We start from the raw sequence: 16647 nt of genomic DNA on the forward strand, positions 1-16647 counted from the left end.
AAATTACAAAAAAAATGCCAATTCTAATTTGTGTCAATTTGACGGATTAAAAAAGATGGAGAATCTTTATAAAATTGTTAATAAAAAGGGTTAAAAGGGTAAGGTAAACTTTGTGTAAACGTTAAGGAAATTGTATCTTGCCATGTTTTAAAAAACAACACTTTTTTAGTGTTGTTGACAAGTGAGTTTTATAAAAGGGTAAAATTCACTTTTTTATGAAAATAAATACTAATATTTTAAAAAGAAATATATGGCAGATGGCGAAAAGTTGATACCTATCAACATTGAAGAGCAAATGAAGTCAGCTTACATCGATTATTCGATGTCGGTTATTGTTTCGAGAGCATTACCTGATGTAAGAGATGGTTTAAAACCAGTACATAGAAGGGTTTTATTCGGAATGCATGAATTAGGTATCAAATCTACTGGAGCATATAAGAAATCAGCAAGAGTGGTTGGGGAAGTATTAGGTAAGTATCACCCACACGGAGATACATCTGTATATGATTCTATGGTACGTATGGCACAAGATTGGAGTGTGCGTTATATGATGGTTGATGGGCAAGGGAACTTTGGTTCTGTAGATGGAGATAGCCCAGCAGCAATGCGTTATACAGAGGTTCGTATGCAAAAAATATCAGAAGAAATGTTATCTGATATTGAAAAAGATACTGTAGATCACAAATTAAACTTTGATGATACTTTAAAGGAGCCAACCGTACTTCCTACAAGAATTCCAAATTTATTAGTAAATGGAGCTTCAGGAATTGCAGTAGGTATGGCCACTAATATGGCACCACACAATTTAACTGAGGTTATCAATGGTACCATTGCTTACATCGATAATAGAGATATTGAAATTGACGAGTTAATGCAGCATGTAAAAGCGCCAGATTTCCCTACAGGAGGAATTATCTACGGATATGATGGTGTACGTGATGCTTTTCATACCGGTAGAGGGCGTATTGTCATGCGTGCAAAAGCTACCATTGAAGAAGTAAAAGGACGTGAGTGTATTATTGTAAATGAAATTCCTTACCAAGTTAATAAAGCAGATATGATTAAGAAAACTGCTGACTTAGTAAACGATAAGAAATTAGAAGGAATAGCAAGTATACGTGATGAGTCTGACCGTAAAGGAATGCGTATTGTTTATGTATTAAAGCGTGATGCAATACCAAATATTGTTCTAAACAAATTGTTTAAATACACTCAGTTACAAACTTCGTTTAGTGTAAATAATATTGCTTTAGTAAATGGTCGTCCAGAACAGTTAAATTTAAAGCAATTGATTCATCATTTTGTAGAGCATAGACACGAGGTTGTTGTGCGTCGAACAAAATATGAATTGGCAAAAGCAGAGGCAAGAGCTCATATCTTAGAAGGATTAATTATAGCTTCAGATAATATAGATGAAGTAATAACCATAATTAGAGGTTCTTCGAATGCTGATGAGGCTAGAGAAAAGTTAATGGAACGTTTCGAATTAACTGAAATTCAAGCCAGAGCAATTGTAGAAATGCGTTTACGTCAACTAACAGGACTAGAACAAGATAAGTTACGTGCTGAGTATGATGAGATTATTAAAACGATTGCTGATTTAAAAGATATTTTATCAAATGAAGAGCGTCGTTACAATATCATAAAAGACGAATTACTATATATTAAAGAAAAATATGGTGATGAGCGTCGTTCTACTATTGAGTATGCAGGAGGAGATATGCGTATTGAAGATATGATACCAAACTCAAAAGTGGTGGTAACTATTTCTCATGCTGGATATGTAAAGCGTACAAATTTAGATGAATATAAGGTTCAAAATAGAGGAGGTAGAGGTCAAAAAGGTGCTACCACTAGAAATGAAGATTTTTTAGAACATTTATTTGTTGGAACTAACCATCAATATATGTTATTCTTTACTCAAAAAGGAAAAGTATTTTGGATGCGTGTGTATGAAATTCCAGAAGGAGGAAAGAATACAAAAGGTAGAGCGATTCAAAATCTTATCAATATTGAACAAGATGATAAAGTAAAAGCATTTTTAGTTACAGGAGATTTAAAAGATGAAGATTACATTAATTCTCATTATGTAATTATGGCTACCAAAAAAGGACAGGTAAAGAAAACTCCTTTAGAGCAATATTCTCGTCCTAGAGCTAATGGTATCAATGCAATTACTATTAAAGAAGGAGATGAACTATTAGAAGCAAAACTAACTACTGGAGATAGCCAAGTAATGTTAGCTTTAAAGTCTGGAAAGGCAATTAGATTTGAAGAGTCTAAAACAAGACCGATGGGACGTACAGCTTCTGGAGTTAGAGGGATCACTTTAGGAAATGAAAAAGATGAAGTGATAGGAATGGTTTCTGTAAACGATATGGAAAGCAATATCTTAGTAGTATCGGAAAAAGGTTATGGAAAGCGTTCTAATTTAGAAGATTACCGAATTACAAATAGAGGAGGTAAAGGAGTTAAGACTCTGAATATTTCTGAAAAAACAGGTGAGTTAGTAGCTATAAAAAATGTTGATGATTCAAATGATTTAATGATCATTAACAAATCAGGACTTACCATTAGAATGGCTGTTGAAGATTTAAGAGTTATGGGACGTGCGACACAAGGTGTACGTTTGATAAATATTAAAAATAACGACAGTATTGCTGCAGTAGCAAAAGTATTGCATGAAAAAGAAGAAAGTGAAAATGGCACGGAAATTGAAAATGATGATAATGAAAACCAAGAATAACAAATAATAAATCATATTTTTTTAAGATGAAAAAACAAGTTTTAGCACTTTCTTTAGGATTAATGTCTTTAGCAGCTACGGCGCAAAAATCAGAGTTAAAGGCAGCTGAGAAGGCTATAAAAAAACAAGATTTTAATACCGCTATTTCTACTTTAAATTCAATTGAAGGTTCAGTAGTAATGGGAGACGATAAGTACAAGCCAAAGTTTTATTATTTAAAAGGGCAGGCATATGCTGCTAAAAAAGATTATAAAACGGCTGGAGAAGCTTTTAGAGAATTACAAGCTATTGGAGATAAGAAGTATGCTGCACAAGCTGGACCGATACTAAATAAAATGATACAAGAAGTATCAAACGATGCAGTTGATTTATATAACAATAAGAAGGATTATTCGAAAGCAGCTGATAAGTTTTATTTAACGTATGTTTTAAGCCCAAGAGATACTTCATTTGCTTACAATGCAGCGGTATCTGCTACACAGGCTAAAGAATACGATAAGGCCTTAGGATATTATGCTGAGTTAAGAAAAGTAGGATATACAGGAATTGAAACTAAATATGTAGCTACTAATAAAGCAACAGGGAAAGTTGAGAACTTAGGGTCTGAAAAGCAGAGAGATTTAATGGTTAAATCTGGACAATATATCAAACCTGGAATTGAAGTTTCTGAATCTAAGCAAGCTAGTATTGTTAAAAACATAGCTTTAATCTTAAAGGAGCAAGGAAAAACAGATGAGGCAATTGCTGCATTTAAAGATGCAAGAGCATCAGATCCTAAAGATTTAAACTTAATCTTGAACGAAGCTCAGTTATATGTTGAGATGGGTAAAATGGATAAATTTGGTGAATTAATGGAAGAAGCAGTTTCTTTAGATCCAGAAAACCCAACATTATATTACAACTTAGGAGTTGTAAATTATAATCAAGGTAGAATGGAGGAAGCTAAGAAGTATTATGAAAAAGCAGCTGAATTAAAGCCAGATTATGCGGATGCTTATATGAACTTAGCAGTTGTTGTTTTAGATAAGGACAAGAATATCGTTGAGGAAATGAACAAGAACTTATCTAACTTTAAAAAGTATGATGAGTTAGCATTAAAGCAAAAGGAAGTATATAAAGAAGCTTTACCATTTTTAGAAAAAGCAGATAGTTTAAATAGAAATTTAGACACGGTTAAAACTCTTATGAATTTATATGAAGTTTTAGAAATGGAAGAAAAAGCTAAAGAATATAGAGATTTATACAAGTCAATGAGATAAGTATAAGTAGAAACTAGTAAAAAAGCCGAAACAATTGTTTCGGCTTTTTTATTGTATAAGTTTTAGTAATAAGACTATTTGTATTACTTAACTATTTCGTTTGAAGTTTCTTCTTTAGTGTTGTATTTTTACATACGTTTTAACAAGAAGAATCAAATGAAAATAATAATATCTCCTGCTAAATCTTTAGATTTTGAAAGTAAAGTTCCAACAGAACTATATACACAGCCACAGTTTTTAGAGAATGCTACAAAGCTGAATAAAAAACTAAAAACTTTGTCTAGAAAGAAATTGTCAGAGCTTATGAAGATTTCTCCGGATTTAGCGGCTCTTAATTATGAACGAAACCAAGTTTGGAATCCTGATTTTACACCCGAAAACGCGAAACAAGCTGTTTTTGCTTTTACCGGTGAAGTTTATAGAGGGCTTGATGCAAATACAATAGAGGAAAGTAAGTTACCGTTCTTACAGGAGAATTTGAGGATTTTATCAGGGCTATATGGTTTATTAAAACCATTAGATTTAATGCAGCCGTATCGTTTAGAAATGGGTACAAAACTTAAGGTAGGTAGAGCAGAGAACTTGTATAAGTTTTGGGGAAATACTATTGCAGAAACATTAAATGAAGAGATAAGCGACACTGAATTGTTTGTCAATTTAGCGAGTGCAGAATATTTCAAAGTTATTCCTAAAAAGGTGTTAAAAGTACCAATGATAACTCCTGTTTTTAAAGATTTTAAAAACGGACAATATAAAACTATAATGACCTTTGCTAAGAAAGCCAGAGGGCTAATGGTTCGTTATATTGTAGATCATAATATAACAACATTAGAAGGGTTAAAAGCATTTGATGTAGATGGTTATGGCTTTTCTCAAGAAATGTCAACAGAGCTTGAATTAGTATTTACAAGATAGTTGTGTGAAACGAGTTTTAAAGAAATTAACAGCTATAAGTGTTTTTTTGTTAATCATAACTTTAATATGTAATAAGGTTGTGATTAACAACGCTCTTGACAGGCTTTATTCAACTACTGCAAACATTCCGAAAAATAAAGTTGGTTTGCTCTTAGGAACCTCAAAGTACTTAATTGATGGAAGAATCAACTTGTATTATAAATTTAGACTTGATGCTGCGGTAGAACTTTATCAGGCTAAAAAGATTGATTTCATTGTTGTAAGTGGAGATAATGGTAGTAAAAGTTATGACGAACCAACTACTTTCAAAGAAGACTTAATAAAGGCAGGTATTCCAGAGCATAGAATATATTTAGACTATGCAGGTTTTAGAACACTTGATTCAATCGTAAGAATCAAAGAAATTTTTAAACAAAGTTCGATCACTATTATTTCGCAAAAATTCCATAATGAAAGAGCTTTATATTTAGCCGATAACTACAACATCGAAGCAGTTGGGTTCAATGCAAGAGGTATTTCTGGTGGATATGCTTTTAAGGTAACTATTAGAGAATATTTAGCCAGAGTAAAACTGTTTATTGATATATTTTTTAATACACAACCTAAATTTTTAGGTAAACCTGTTGTCATTCCTTAACAGTCAGCTAAACCTACAGTAATAGCTAAACCACCTTCAGAAGTTTCTTTATAGTTACGATTCATATCTTTAGCTGTTTCCCACATAGTGTCAATTACTTTGTCTAAAGGTACTTTAGATTCCTTAGGATTAGTTTCTAAGGCCAATTCTGCAGCGTTTATAGCTTTGATAGCTCCCATAGCATTTCGTTCAATACAAGGTACTTGTACAAGTCCACCGATAGGGTCACAGGTTAACCCTAAGTGATGTTCCATAGCAATCTCTGCAGCAACTAAACATTGTGAAGGAGTTCCTCCTAAAAGTTCTGTTAAAGCCGCCGCGGCCATAGCAGAAGATACACCAATTTCAGCTTGACATCCACCCATAGCAGCTGAAATCGTTGCGTTTTTCTTAAAAATACTTCCTATTTCACCCGCTGTAAGTAAAAATTTTCGGATATGTTCCGTATTAGCATTATGATTTTCAATAACCATATAGTACATTAAAACAGCAGGAATAACACCAGCACTACCATTTGTAGGAGCAGTAACAACTCTTCCTAAAGAAGCGTTTACTTCATTTACCGATAATGCCAAACAACTTACCCATTTTAAAATTTCTCTAAACTTAACTTCTGTTTTTCTAATAGCAGAAATCCATTCTTCTTTAGAACCATAAGTAGCTTCTTTTATCAGTTTTTTATGAGTTTCAAAAGCTCTACGTTTTACATTAAGTCCTCCTGGAAGAATACCTTCAGTATGACATCCGATATACATGCATTCTAACATGGTGTCCCAAATTCTATCAAGTTCTGAGTTTATTACACTTTTTTGTCGAAGCACTAACTCATTTTCGAATACAATTTCAGAAATGTTTTTATGGTGTTTTTCACAGTATTCATCAAGCTCTGAGGCTCTATTTATTGGAAAAGGAAAGTTTTGTTTATTTATCTCCTCACTTTTCGAAGCTTCAGCACTTTCTTGAATCACAAACCCTCCACCAATTGAATAATAAGTTTCAGTTGATATTTCATTCTTATTTATATCAAAAGCTCTAAAGGTCAATCCATTTGAATGAAAGTCTAAAAAGTCTCTGTTAAAAACAACATTCTTAAATGAGAAACTTAGTGTTTTCTCGTTGTTAAATTGCAGTCGATCAGTAGCCTTAATTTGAGTAATAATGTTTTCAATATCCTCAATAGGAATATATTCAGGATCCGTACCACTTAAACCTAATAATACTGCTAAATCAGTAGCATGACCCTTTCCTGTTAAAGATAAAGATCCATATAAGTCAACTTTTAAAGAACACACCTCATTAAAAAGCGTTGTGTCTTTTAATTTTTTAATCCATTGCTGAGCTGCTCTCCATGGACCTAAGGTGTGTGAACTAGAAGGACCTACACCAATTTTTAGCATATCAAAAACACTAATAAACTGTGACATATATAACGTTGTTTGTAGATGGCTAAAATAAAAAAATCCTGTATTGAAAATCAATACAGGATTCATATTTTTTAATACAATAGTATTACATTCCGTATACAGACTCCTTGTCAAACTTTTTAACAAGCATATAGTATACTACTGCACGATATTTGTTTCTTTCAGATCTTCCGATTCTTTCCATAACATCATCAATCGCTTTATCTAATTCTGGACCATCAGCTAAACCTAACTTTTTCATTAAGAAATTTTTCTTAACAGTTTCTAATTCTTTAGGATCTGTACCAGAAACTGTCTCTGCATCTTTTTTATAGATAGAAGGACCTAATCCTTTAGTTACAGCTGTTAATAAGTCAGTATTTGAACGGATGTCTCTATCATCCATGAATTTTTTGTAAAGCGCTACTTTTTCGTCAAATTTACTCATGATTTTTTGTTTAAAAAGTTTAATTTAAATTTTGTGACTTTTCATCCTTTCAAATATAGAAAAATAAATTAGCTAATCAAATCTCTTTTTTGGCGAAAATTGAGAATTGAAATTGTTAATTAATTTGTTGAAAACAATTAGTAGTTGTAGTAAATAGGCACTATTCTTGTAGTAAATTTATATGAATTCAAATCTGAAGCCTATGTCACTATCAAAATTTGAATCAATGTTGAAAACCAACGATGTATATTTTTTCGATGCCACAGAGTTCGAAGATATTATACAGCATTATTTAGATGTAGGTAAGCACTCATTAGCTAAAAAGGCCGTTCAATTAGGTTTAGAACAGCATCCTACATCAATTCAGCTCAAACTAATGTTTCTTGAACTTTTGATTTTTGAAGATAAATTGAAAGAAGCAATAGGGTTGTTAAAAGACATTGAAGCCGTAGAACCACATAATGATGAAGTATTCATTCAAAAGGCAATGATTATGTCTAAGAAGAAACATCATGATAAAGCAATACAAATTTTAAAAGAGTCTTTAAACTATGTAGAAGATCCTTCTGATATATGGTCCATGATTGGTATGGAATATCTGTATCTAGATGATTTTGAAAATGCCAGACTTAATTTTGCTAAATGTATAGAAGTTGATTTTGAAGATTATTCTTCTTTGTACAATATTATTTATTGTTTCGATATGGAAGATAGTCATGAAGATGCTATTGGATACTTAACAGCATATATAGATAAAAATCCTTATTGTGAAATCGCTTGGCATCAGTTGGGAAGACAGTATTATGTATTGAGTAAGTATGAAGAGGCATTAAGGGCTTTTGATTATGCGGTTATAATAGATGAGAGCTTTATAGGAGGATACCTAGAGAAAGCAAAAACTTTAGAAGAGTTAAAGCGTTATGAAGAAGCTATAGAGAATTACTTGATAACACTAGAATTAGACGATCCTACAGCTTTTGCATATATTAGAATAGGAGAGTGTTATGAGAAACTTAACGATTTAAATACCGCTATCAATTATTATAAAAAAGGTGTTCATGAAGACCCTTTATTAGATAAGGGATGGATACTTCTTACAAATATTCATTATAAAGAGAAAAATTATCAAAAAGCCTTGTACTATATAAACAAAGCTTTACAAATTAGAGATGATAATCCGTTGTATTGGAGAAAGTATGGTGAAATTAACCTAAAGATGAACTTTTATGAAGAGTCTGTAAAGGCTTTTGAAAACTGTATCCAATTAGGAGATAATGATATAGAAATTTTTGTAACCTTAGCAGACATTCAATTGTTTTTAGGAGAGTTTAGTGATGCACTTAGAACAATGATTAGAGCTAAGAAAATTTATAGAGAGTTTGCTGAAATTGAATATAGGTTATGCGGACTTTTCATGATACTTCAGAAAGAAGATTATAGTTTAACGCATTTAAGAAACGCATTGGCTATAGACTATGAATATCATAAGGTAATAAAGCCATTATTTTCATCTGTATTTGAAAAAGATAAAGTGAAGCATATTATAGATAACTATTCCTTTTAAGGAAATTTAGTTCCAAATAATTTTACAGGTTTTAGGTACTCCAAATTTGATTTTTCCTTTTTCGTAACTAGAGAAAGGATTGTTAGCAAGTAATAATTTTTTTAACCGTCGCAGGTTTCGAGCATTTAAGCCATTCGAAATTTGCGATAGGTTATTATTAGATACATCAACTATTTTAAGATTCTTCATCCCACTAAAGGAGTCAGGGAACAGCCAGAGAGAATTGTTTTTTAAGTATAACTTTTTTAGTGCTTTAAGTAAGTTAATCTGTTCAGGAAGTTCCTCTAGTAAATTACTTTCAAAACGAAGTGTTTCTAATTTTTCTAACCTCAAAATGTTTTCTGGAATACTTGTAAACTTATTGAAATTTAGGTTGAGCGATTTTAAATTATTTAGGTGATGTACGTTTACAGGCAGTGAATTTAAGTTATTATTGGCTACATTTAGCGTTTCTAAATTTTTCAAAACTAAAATTGCGCTATCTATTTGTTGCAAGTTGTTATTTGAAGCATCGAGTGTTTTTAAGTTGACAAAAGAGATGAGCTCTTTAGGTAATTTACTTAATTTTTGATTAGAAAGATTCAAATGATATACAAAATTAGGTGTATGATTCGCTTCAACCAAAGAAGTAAATATTCTGCTTTCTTGTGAGAAAAGAATATGATTAATAAATAAGATTAAAAAGAAAGTAATTTTTTTAAGCATGATTTAATTAGGGAAAATTATATGATTAAAGTTAGTAATTTTAAAACAAAATATAACATCTGAAAGGAAAAATAGAGATGTTTTTTAAGTGTAAATTAAAGGAAAATATAGTGTTGAACTCGAAAACGATTTCGCATTTTTTTGTAAAACAAGTATTATATTTCCCTAAATTTGAAATTCGGTTTTTATGAAAAAAGTAAAAAAAATAGCAGTAATGACTTCTGGTGGAGACTCACCAGGAATGAATGCAGCCATACGTTCAGTGGTTAGAGCATGTGCATATTATAGAACAGAATGTGTAGGGATTTATAGAGGATACCAAGGATTAATTGAAGGTGATTTAGTTCCTATGACAGCACGTAGTGTAAATAATATAGTGCACAAAGGAGGAACAATTTTAAAATCAGCACGCTCAAAGGATTTCAGAACAAAAGAGGGTCGTAAGAAAGCACATGAAAATTTATTAGAGCATAAAGTAGATGCTTTAGTGGTAATTGGAGGTGATGGATCTTTTACTGGAGGAGTAGTGTTTAATAAAGAATATAACTTCCCAATTATTGGAATTCCAGGAACTATTGATAACGATATTTTTGGTACATCTCATACTTTAGGGTACGATACAGCTTTAAACACAGCAGTAGAAGCAATAGATAAAATTAGAGATACTGCGTCTTCTCACAACAGATTGTTTTTTGTTGAAGTAATGGGACGTGATGCTGGATTTATTGCATTGAACGCTGGTGTTGGAGCAGGAGCAGAAGAAATTTTAATCCCAGAAGAAGATTTAGGATTAGAAAGAATGTTAGAATCGCTAAAGAAAAGTAGAAGAACAGGAAAATCATCGAGCATTGTAGTAGTTGCAGAAGGAGATAAGTCGGGAAGAAATGTGTATGAATTAGCACAGTATGTTGAAGAGAACATGCCAGAATATGAAGTAAGAGTATCTGTACTAGGACATATGCAAAGAGGAGGTTCACCATCTTGTTTTGATAGAGTTTTAGCAAGTAGATTAGGTGTTAAAGCGGTAGAGTTACTAATAGATGGTAAAACAAATTTAATGGTAGGGTTAAAAGATAATAAAGTAACCACTACTGAGTTAGAAAAAGCAATTAAAGGAGGTCATACTATAGATATGGATTTATTAAGAGTATCTGATATTATGACTACCTAGATATAAATTAGAATAGAGTATGATAAAAGTTGGAATTAACGGATTCGGAAGAATAGGTAGAATTGCCTTTAGGCAAGCAATGTTAAGAGATAACATGCAAATTGTAGCAATTAACGATTTGTTAGATGTTGATTATTTAGCCTATTTATTAAAGTACGATTCTGTTCATGGACGTTTTAATGGAGATGTAGAAGTTAAAGATGGTCAATTAGTTGTAAACGGAAGAACTATTAGAGTTACTGCTGAAAGAAACCCTGAGAATTTAAAATGGGATGAAGTAGGGGCAGAATATATTATAGAGTCTACAGGTTTCTTTTTAACGAAAGAAGCGGCAGGTTTACACTTAAAAGGAGGAGCAAAGAAAGTGTTTATATCGGCACCTTCTAAAGATGCTAATATGTATGTGATGGGAGTAAACCATACAACAATGACAAAAGAAGAAACAGTAGTTTCTAATGCTTCATGTACCACAAACTGTTTAGCACCATTATCTAAAGTGATTCACGAAAATTTCGGAATCCAAGAAGGATTGATGACTACAGTACACGCTGCAACATCTGGTCAAGGTGTAGTTGATAGCCCAAATAAAGATAGAAGAAGAGGACGTTCTGTACTTAACAATTTAATTCCAGCATCAACAGGAGCTGCGAAAGCAGTTACGAAAGTAATTCCTGAATTGGAAGGTAAGTTAACAGGAATGGCTGTAAGAGTACCAGTGGCTGATGTATCTCTAGTTGATTTAACTTTTAAAACAGAAAAAAGTACTTCATTAAAGGAAATTTTAGCAACTTTAGAGGAAGCATCTAAAGGAGAATTGAAAGGGATTTTAGGATATACAGAAGATAAAGTTGTGTCTCAAGATTTTGTTTCGGATGCAAGAACTTCAATTATTGATGCAGATGCATCGTTAGAATTGAATGCTAATTTCTTTAAAATAGTTTCGTGGTATGACAACGAGTTTGGATATTCAACAAAAATTTTAGATTTGTTAGAATATGCTGCAAGTTTATAATTTACTTATAAAGAATAGTTAAAACCTGATAGTTTTTAGAAACTATCAGGTTTTTTTGTATGAATAAGTTTTATATTTGTAGTCCTTTTTTAAAAAAGGGTAATTTAGGTAAGAATTGTAAGGAGAAAACTTGCATAAAATATAAAACAAAATGATTAAAATAGGAATCAACGGATTTGGTAGAATAGGGAGGTTAGCATTCCGTTCAGCCATGAAAAGAGACAACGTTCAAGTAGTTGGAATCAACGATTTGTTAGACGTAGAGTATTTGGCCTATTTATTAAAATATGACTCAGTTCACGGACGTTTTGATGGAGAGGTGGAAGTAAGGGATGGGAATTTGGTTGTAAATGGACAGGTGATTAGAGTGACTGCCGACAGAAATCCAGAAAACTTGAAGTGGAATGAGGTAGCAGCAGAATATGTTATTGAATCAACTGGGTTTTTTACAGTAAAGGAAAAAGCAGCATTACATATTAAAGGAGGAGCAAAAAAGGTAATTATTTCAGCACCTTCTAAAGATGCAAAAATGTATGTGATGGGAGTAAATCATACAGAGATGCAAGCGGATGAAATGATTATTTCAAATGCATCTTGTACCACGAACTGTTTAGCTCCTTTAACGAAAGTAATTCATGATAATTTTGGATTAAAAGAAGGGTTAATGACTACGGTACACTCTGCTACGTCAACACAAAATACAGTTGACGGACCAAATAAAAAATGGAGAAGAGGGCGTACAGTGCTTAACAATATTATTCCAACAACAACTGGTGCTGCAAAAGCTGTAACTAAAGTAATTCCAGAGTTGGAAGGGAAGTTAACAGGAATGGCAGTTAGAGTACCAGTACCAGATGTGTCTTTAGTAGATTTAACATTTAGAACAGAAAAAAGTACTTCTTTGAAGGAAATTTTAGCAACATTAGAAGCATCATCAAAAGGAGAGTTAAAAGGTATTTTAGGCTATACAGAAGATGAGGTAGTATCGCAAGATTTTGTTTCTGAAACTAGAACTTCTGTGGTAGATGCTAAAGCAAGTTTGGAGTTGAATGAGAACTTTTTTAAGGTAATTTCTTGGTATGACAATGAGTTTGGTTATGCAACAAAAATTGTTGATTTATTAGAGTATTCAGCATCTTTGTAGAAATAATTAAGAATTAATATATCAGATTCCCGTTTTCAAACGGGAATTTTTTATTTACTTTTATAACCTATGGAAATAGCAATTATAGCACACGATGGTAAAAAAGCAGATATGGTTCAATTTTTAAATGAACATAAAGAAATTTTGCATCAAAAAAATATTGAATTAATCTCTACAGGAACTACAGGAACAAAAGCTGAAAAAGCGGGGTTTAAGGTAACTAAATATTTATCTGGCCCTTATGGTGGTGACGCTCAAATAGCGAGTAGAGTAGCAGAAGGAAAGTGTCACATGGTTCTTTTTTTCAGAGATCCCCATGAAAAACATCCACATGAACCAGATATTACAATGTTGTTACGTTTATGCGATGTACACGATGTACCACTAGCAACAAACCTTTCAACTGCTGAATTATTGATAAAAGCAATATAAAAAAAAGTCCACTTTTAAAAGTGGACTTTTTTTATGATGTATATAATTCTTGCGATTATTTAATAGCAATCATACTAATTTCAACATTGACAAATTTTGGTAAGTTTGCAACTTCAACAGTCTCTCTAGCTGGGGCAGTTGCTTCATCAAAATATTGTGCATACACTGCATTAATTTTAGAGAAATTGTGCATGTCTGAAATGAAAATAGAAGTTTTTACAACATTCTCAAAAGTCATGTCGGCAGCAATTAGAACTTCTTTCATGTTCTCCATTACTTGTTTAGTCTCAGCTTCAATAGAATCTTGTACCAATTCACCAGTTGTTGGGTCAATAGCTATTTGACCAGAGGTATACAATGTATTTCCACTTAAAACAGCTTGGTTATATGGCCCAATAGGAGCTGGGGCTTTAGTTGTTGTTATAATTTTTTTCATTTTTATATAGTTTCGAGGTAAAATATATTTTTCTGAGAAGAGTATATTTAGAATAATACTCTGTCTGGTGGTTGATTTTTATCCCATTTAAGATCACTTAATACACCTGATTTAACTCCAATAAAGAAATAGTAAGAAGAGTTGGTTCCGAAAGGAGTCCAGTTAAAATTGAATCTCCAGCTATCCAAATCTCTAGAAAAAGTTAAACGCGTATAGGTAAATGAATTTTGTTTAATATCGTATCCCGAAGAAAAACCAACTTTCCATTTTGGAGATAGTTCAACATCACCACTAAACATTAATGAATTGTTTCCTATCTGCCCGCCAGTTAAGCCATTGTTGGTATAATTCATAGCGTACGCTAAATTAAGAGTCCACGGAATCTTAGCTCTATATAGTTCAGCTTCTTTGGTTTTAGACTCATTGCTATTTTGCGGATTTCTGTTGTTGGTAGCGAAACCATTTGTGTTTGGTAAGTTTTCACCAAATACATCTGGAGTATCCTGAGCACCATTACCGTTATTGTTATCTTTATTATCGTCCTTACCTTTTTCAAAATCTTTGCTTGACAACGAATAATTGGCGGTAACTCCAAAGTTGGTCATTCTAAATATACCAGAGTTGAACTTGTTGATACGTTGTCCTTGGTCGTTTACCTGATAAGGGTCAAAAGTAGCATTCATATTTAAAGCAAGTTTATCTTTAAATAATCGGGTTCCTGCATTTGCATTAACTGGACTCCAACGTAAACTATCGGCTGCAATATTATAACTTGTACTAAAGTTTAAGTTGTTTAAAATGGTTATTTTCTTATCCTCTTCATCACTATCTGCATCTTTAGGAGCAACTTTAGCCTCTAAAACATTGTTTACAGATATTCCAATAGAATTAGAAACACCACTTCCAGGAGTACCATAAATTCCGCCTTCAAAAGGAGAATATGTAATTAGGTCGTTCGGATCGTTACTTTGCTGCACTTGTAAATCATGATCTGCAGCAAAATTAGGTCTATATCCGTAAGAAATAGAAGGCCTTATAGTGTGTCTTAATGCTTTTAAACGTCCTTTTTTAAACGAAAATGTACCATAGATTTGTGTAGATAAAGACATTCCAAAATTGTATTCGTGAAAACGATTAAATCCACTAATAGTATCGTTAACTACTGCTCCTAAATTCCCCTGAGAGTTGGTTGCTGTAGGATCAAATCTTTTATTGATTTTATCAAAATACCAGGTTTCCGTCAAACTTACGTTAGGCGATAACGTAAAATATTTAAAGGCTTTGATATTGGTATTTGTACTCATATTGTGTCGAACTCCCTTTTTAGCTTCTCTAAACATTTTATCGGTAAAAAACTCATCATCAGTAGTGTTGATTCTGTATTCACCTTGCATGCTATAGTTAAGGCCCATTTTTTGTATAGGGTTCTTCTTAACACCACCTTTACCAGCAAATGGATAAATTCTATCCATATTCAATTGTAATGAAGGAAGTGTCATTGTTATTTGTTGTGTATTGGTGTTTTGAGAATGTGTTGCTGTTACGTTCATGTTAAATGGTGTACCAACAAACTTTCTGTAATATGAAACCGACGAACTTAATGTGTTATTTAAAAACTGAGAACTGTTAAATTCGTTTAAAGATTGTCTATAATAACGGCTACTTCCTAAGTTAACAGATGCAGAAAATCGTGAGTTTGGATTAGCCTTTGCATCTTGGCTGTGACTCCATCTAATATTAAAGTTAGTAGATCTACTAAAATCACTAAGTCCTCGTATACTTTGTATAAGGTTCTCAAAGCGAATACTAAAACTACCATTAAATTTATAACGAACATAGTAGTTGGAATCTCCTCGTAGTCCCCAGCTTCCATTTGTATATAAATCTCCAAGCACTGTCAAATCAAAGTAATCACTTAAAGCAAAATAATATCCTCCATTTTGTAAAAAGAATCCTTGATTATTACTTTCTCCCCATGAAGGAATAATAAAACCAGAAGATCTTTTATCTGTTAAAGGAAAATAAGCAAATGGTAAATAAACAGGAGTAGGAACATCTGCTAAAACCAAATTACTACCACCTACAATTATCTTTTTACCAGGAACCAACTTGGCTTTATTTGTTGCAATATAATAATCTGGTATTTTTTTTTCAGAGGTTGTAAATCTTAAACGTCGCATATAAATGGTAGAGTCGTTTACACGTTTCGTTTTTTCACCATAGGTAATAATACCTCCTTGGTCTGTCTTTACACCGTATACTAGCGCCTTTTTAGTTTTAAAATTGAAAATAATAGAATCTTGCTCAGATTCTTGGCTTCCTTGAACAAAAACAGGTCGTTGTTTATAACCAGTACTGTCTTTAATTCCTTTTGCATACACCAGGTTATTTTTATAATCTAAAATGATAATTCCTGCTTTTAAATCAATATCGGTATAGGTTACATGGGCTTTGTTGTATAACGTAAGCGTTTTATTTTTGGCGTCTTGTATTGTGTAATCCTCTGCATCATGAGTTATAATACCATCAATAACTTCTTTTGGTTTAATGGTATCATTGGCAATAGTATCTTTTTTTATTAGGATATCTTTCTTTAAACGAATGGTTGAATCCTTCTCAACCTTTACAAAGGTACTATCCTTAGCCTTAATTGGAACAGCCTTTTTTTTGCCAAATTCTTGTGCGCTACCTATTTGAGAGTAAAAAAGATAGCAGATTAAAAGTATATAAGTTAGATTTGTTCGCAATACTATAAATACTATTTTTGTGTTATAT

General features: G+C 32.3%; 14 protein-coding genes. 9 read left to right on the plus strand and 5 right to left on the minus strand.

Going from position 1 to position 16647, the window contains the following annotated elements; all coding sequences use genetic code 11:
• Window positions 1–250: 250 nt before the first annotated feature.
• From gyrA to ABNT22_RS06235, 4 genes are all read left to right on the plus strand, one after another.
• On the plus strand, window positions 251–2746 hold the full coding sequence (gyrA, locus tag ABNT22_RS06220) for a DNA gyrase subunit A (protein WP_348715090.1): 2496 nt from the start codon (window positions 251–253) through the stop codon (window positions 2744–2746).
• A gap of 26 nt (window positions 2747–2772) precedes the next feature.
• Window positions 2773–4005: a tetratricopeptide repeat protein gene (locus ABNT22_RS06225; RefSeq protein WP_348715091.1), complete on the plus strand. Its 1233-nt coding sequence runs from the start codon at window positions 2773–2775 to the stop codon at window positions 4003–4005.
• A 156-nt stretch (window positions 4006–4161) separates the two neighbouring features.
• On the plus strand, window positions 4162–4920 hold the full coding sequence (yaaA, locus tag ABNT22_RS06230; protein ID WP_348715092.1) for a peroxide stress protein YaaA: 759 nt from the start codon (window positions 4162–4164) through the stop codon (window positions 4918–4920).
• Between the two features lie 4 nt (window positions 4921–4924).
• Window positions 4925–5557: a vancomycin high temperature exclusion protein gene (locus tag ABNT22_RS06235; protein ID WP_348715093.1), complete on the plus strand. Its 633-nt coding sequence runs from the start codon at window positions 4925–4927 to the stop codon at window positions 5555–5557.
• Here the strand turns inward: ABNT22_RS06235 and ABNT22_RS06240 are convergent.
• Both ABNT22_RS06240 and ABNT22_RS06245 read right to left on the minus strand, forming a co-directional pair.
• On the minus strand, window positions 5554–6981 hold the full coding sequence (locus ABNT22_RS06240) for an L-serine ammonia-lyase (protein WP_348715094.1): 1428 nt from the start codon (window positions 6979–6981) through the stop codon (window positions 5554–5556). The genes ABNT22_RS06235 and ABNT22_RS06240 overlap by 4 nt on opposite strands.
• An 85-nt stretch (window positions 6982–7066) precedes the next feature.
• Entirely contained in the window at window positions 7067–7408 is a 342-nt protein-coding gene (locus ABNT22_RS06245; RefSeq protein WP_348715095.1) for a DUF2853 family protein, read from the minus strand.
• Window positions 7409–7634: 226 nt separating this feature from the next.
• Between ABNT22_RS06245 and ABNT22_RS06250 the strand changes: the two genes are divergently transcribed.
• On the plus strand, window positions 7635–8972 hold the full coding sequence (locus ABNT22_RS06250; protein ID WP_348715096.1) for a tetratricopeptide repeat protein: 1338 nt from the start codon (window positions 7635–7637) through the stop codon (window positions 8970–8972).
• Between the two features lie 6 nt (window positions 8973–8978).
• Here ABNT22_RS06250 and ABNT22_RS06255 read toward each other — a convergent pair whose 3' ends face one another.
• Entirely contained in the window at window positions 8979–9677 is a 699-nt protein-coding gene (locus ABNT22_RS06255; protein ID WP_348715097.1) for a leucine-rich repeat domain-containing protein, read from the minus strand.
• 187 nt (window positions 9678–9864) lie between these two features.
• On the opposite strand from ABNT22_RS06255, the gene pfkA reads away from it, so the two are divergent.
• From pfkA to ABNT22_RS06275, 4 genes are all read left to right on the plus strand, one after another.
• Entirely contained in the window at window positions 9865–10848 is a 984-nt protein-coding gene (pfkA, locus tag ABNT22_RS06260; RefSeq protein ID WP_348715098.1) for a 6-phosphofructokinase, read from the plus strand.
• A 19-nt stretch (window positions 10849–10867) separates the two neighbouring features.
• Window positions 10868–11860, plus strand: a complete 993-nt coding sequence (gene gap, locus ABNT22_RS06265; RefSeq protein ID WP_348715099.1) for a type I glyceraldehyde-3-phosphate dehydrogenase — start codon at window positions 10868–10870, stop codon at window positions 11858–11860.
• Between the two features lie 151 nt (window positions 11861–12011).
• Window positions 12012–13004, plus strand: a complete 993-nt coding sequence (gene gap, locus ABNT22_RS06270) for a type I glyceraldehyde-3-phosphate dehydrogenase (RefSeq protein ID WP_348715100.1) — start codon at window positions 12012–12014, stop codon at window positions 13002–13004.
• Window positions 13005–13073: 69 nt separating this feature from the next.
• Entirely contained in the window at window positions 13074–13436 is a 363-nt protein-coding gene (locus tag ABNT22_RS06275; RefSeq protein WP_348715101.1) for a methylglyoxal synthase, read from the plus strand.
• A 55-nt stretch (window positions 13437–13491) separates the two neighbouring features.
• On the opposite strand, the gene ABNT22_RS06280 is transcribed toward ABNT22_RS06275, so the two are convergent.
• Entirely contained in the window at window positions 13492–13872 is a 381-nt protein-coding gene (locus ABNT22_RS06280; protein ID WP_348715102.1) for a Rid family detoxifying hydrolase, read from the minus strand.
• A gap of 47 nt (window positions 13873–13919) precedes the next feature.
• Window positions 13920–16619, minus strand: a complete 2700-nt coding sequence (locus ABNT22_RS06285; protein WP_348715103.1) for a putative LPS assembly protein LptD — start codon at window positions 16617–16619, stop codon at window positions 13920–13922.
• Window positions 16620–16647 lie beyond the last annotated feature (28 nt).

The organism is Tenacibaculum sp. 190130A14a (assembly GCF_964048965.1).
Taxonomy (GTDB): Bacteria; Bacteroidota; Bacteroidia; order Flavobacteriales; family Flavobacteriaceae; genus Polaribacter; species Polaribacter polynesiense.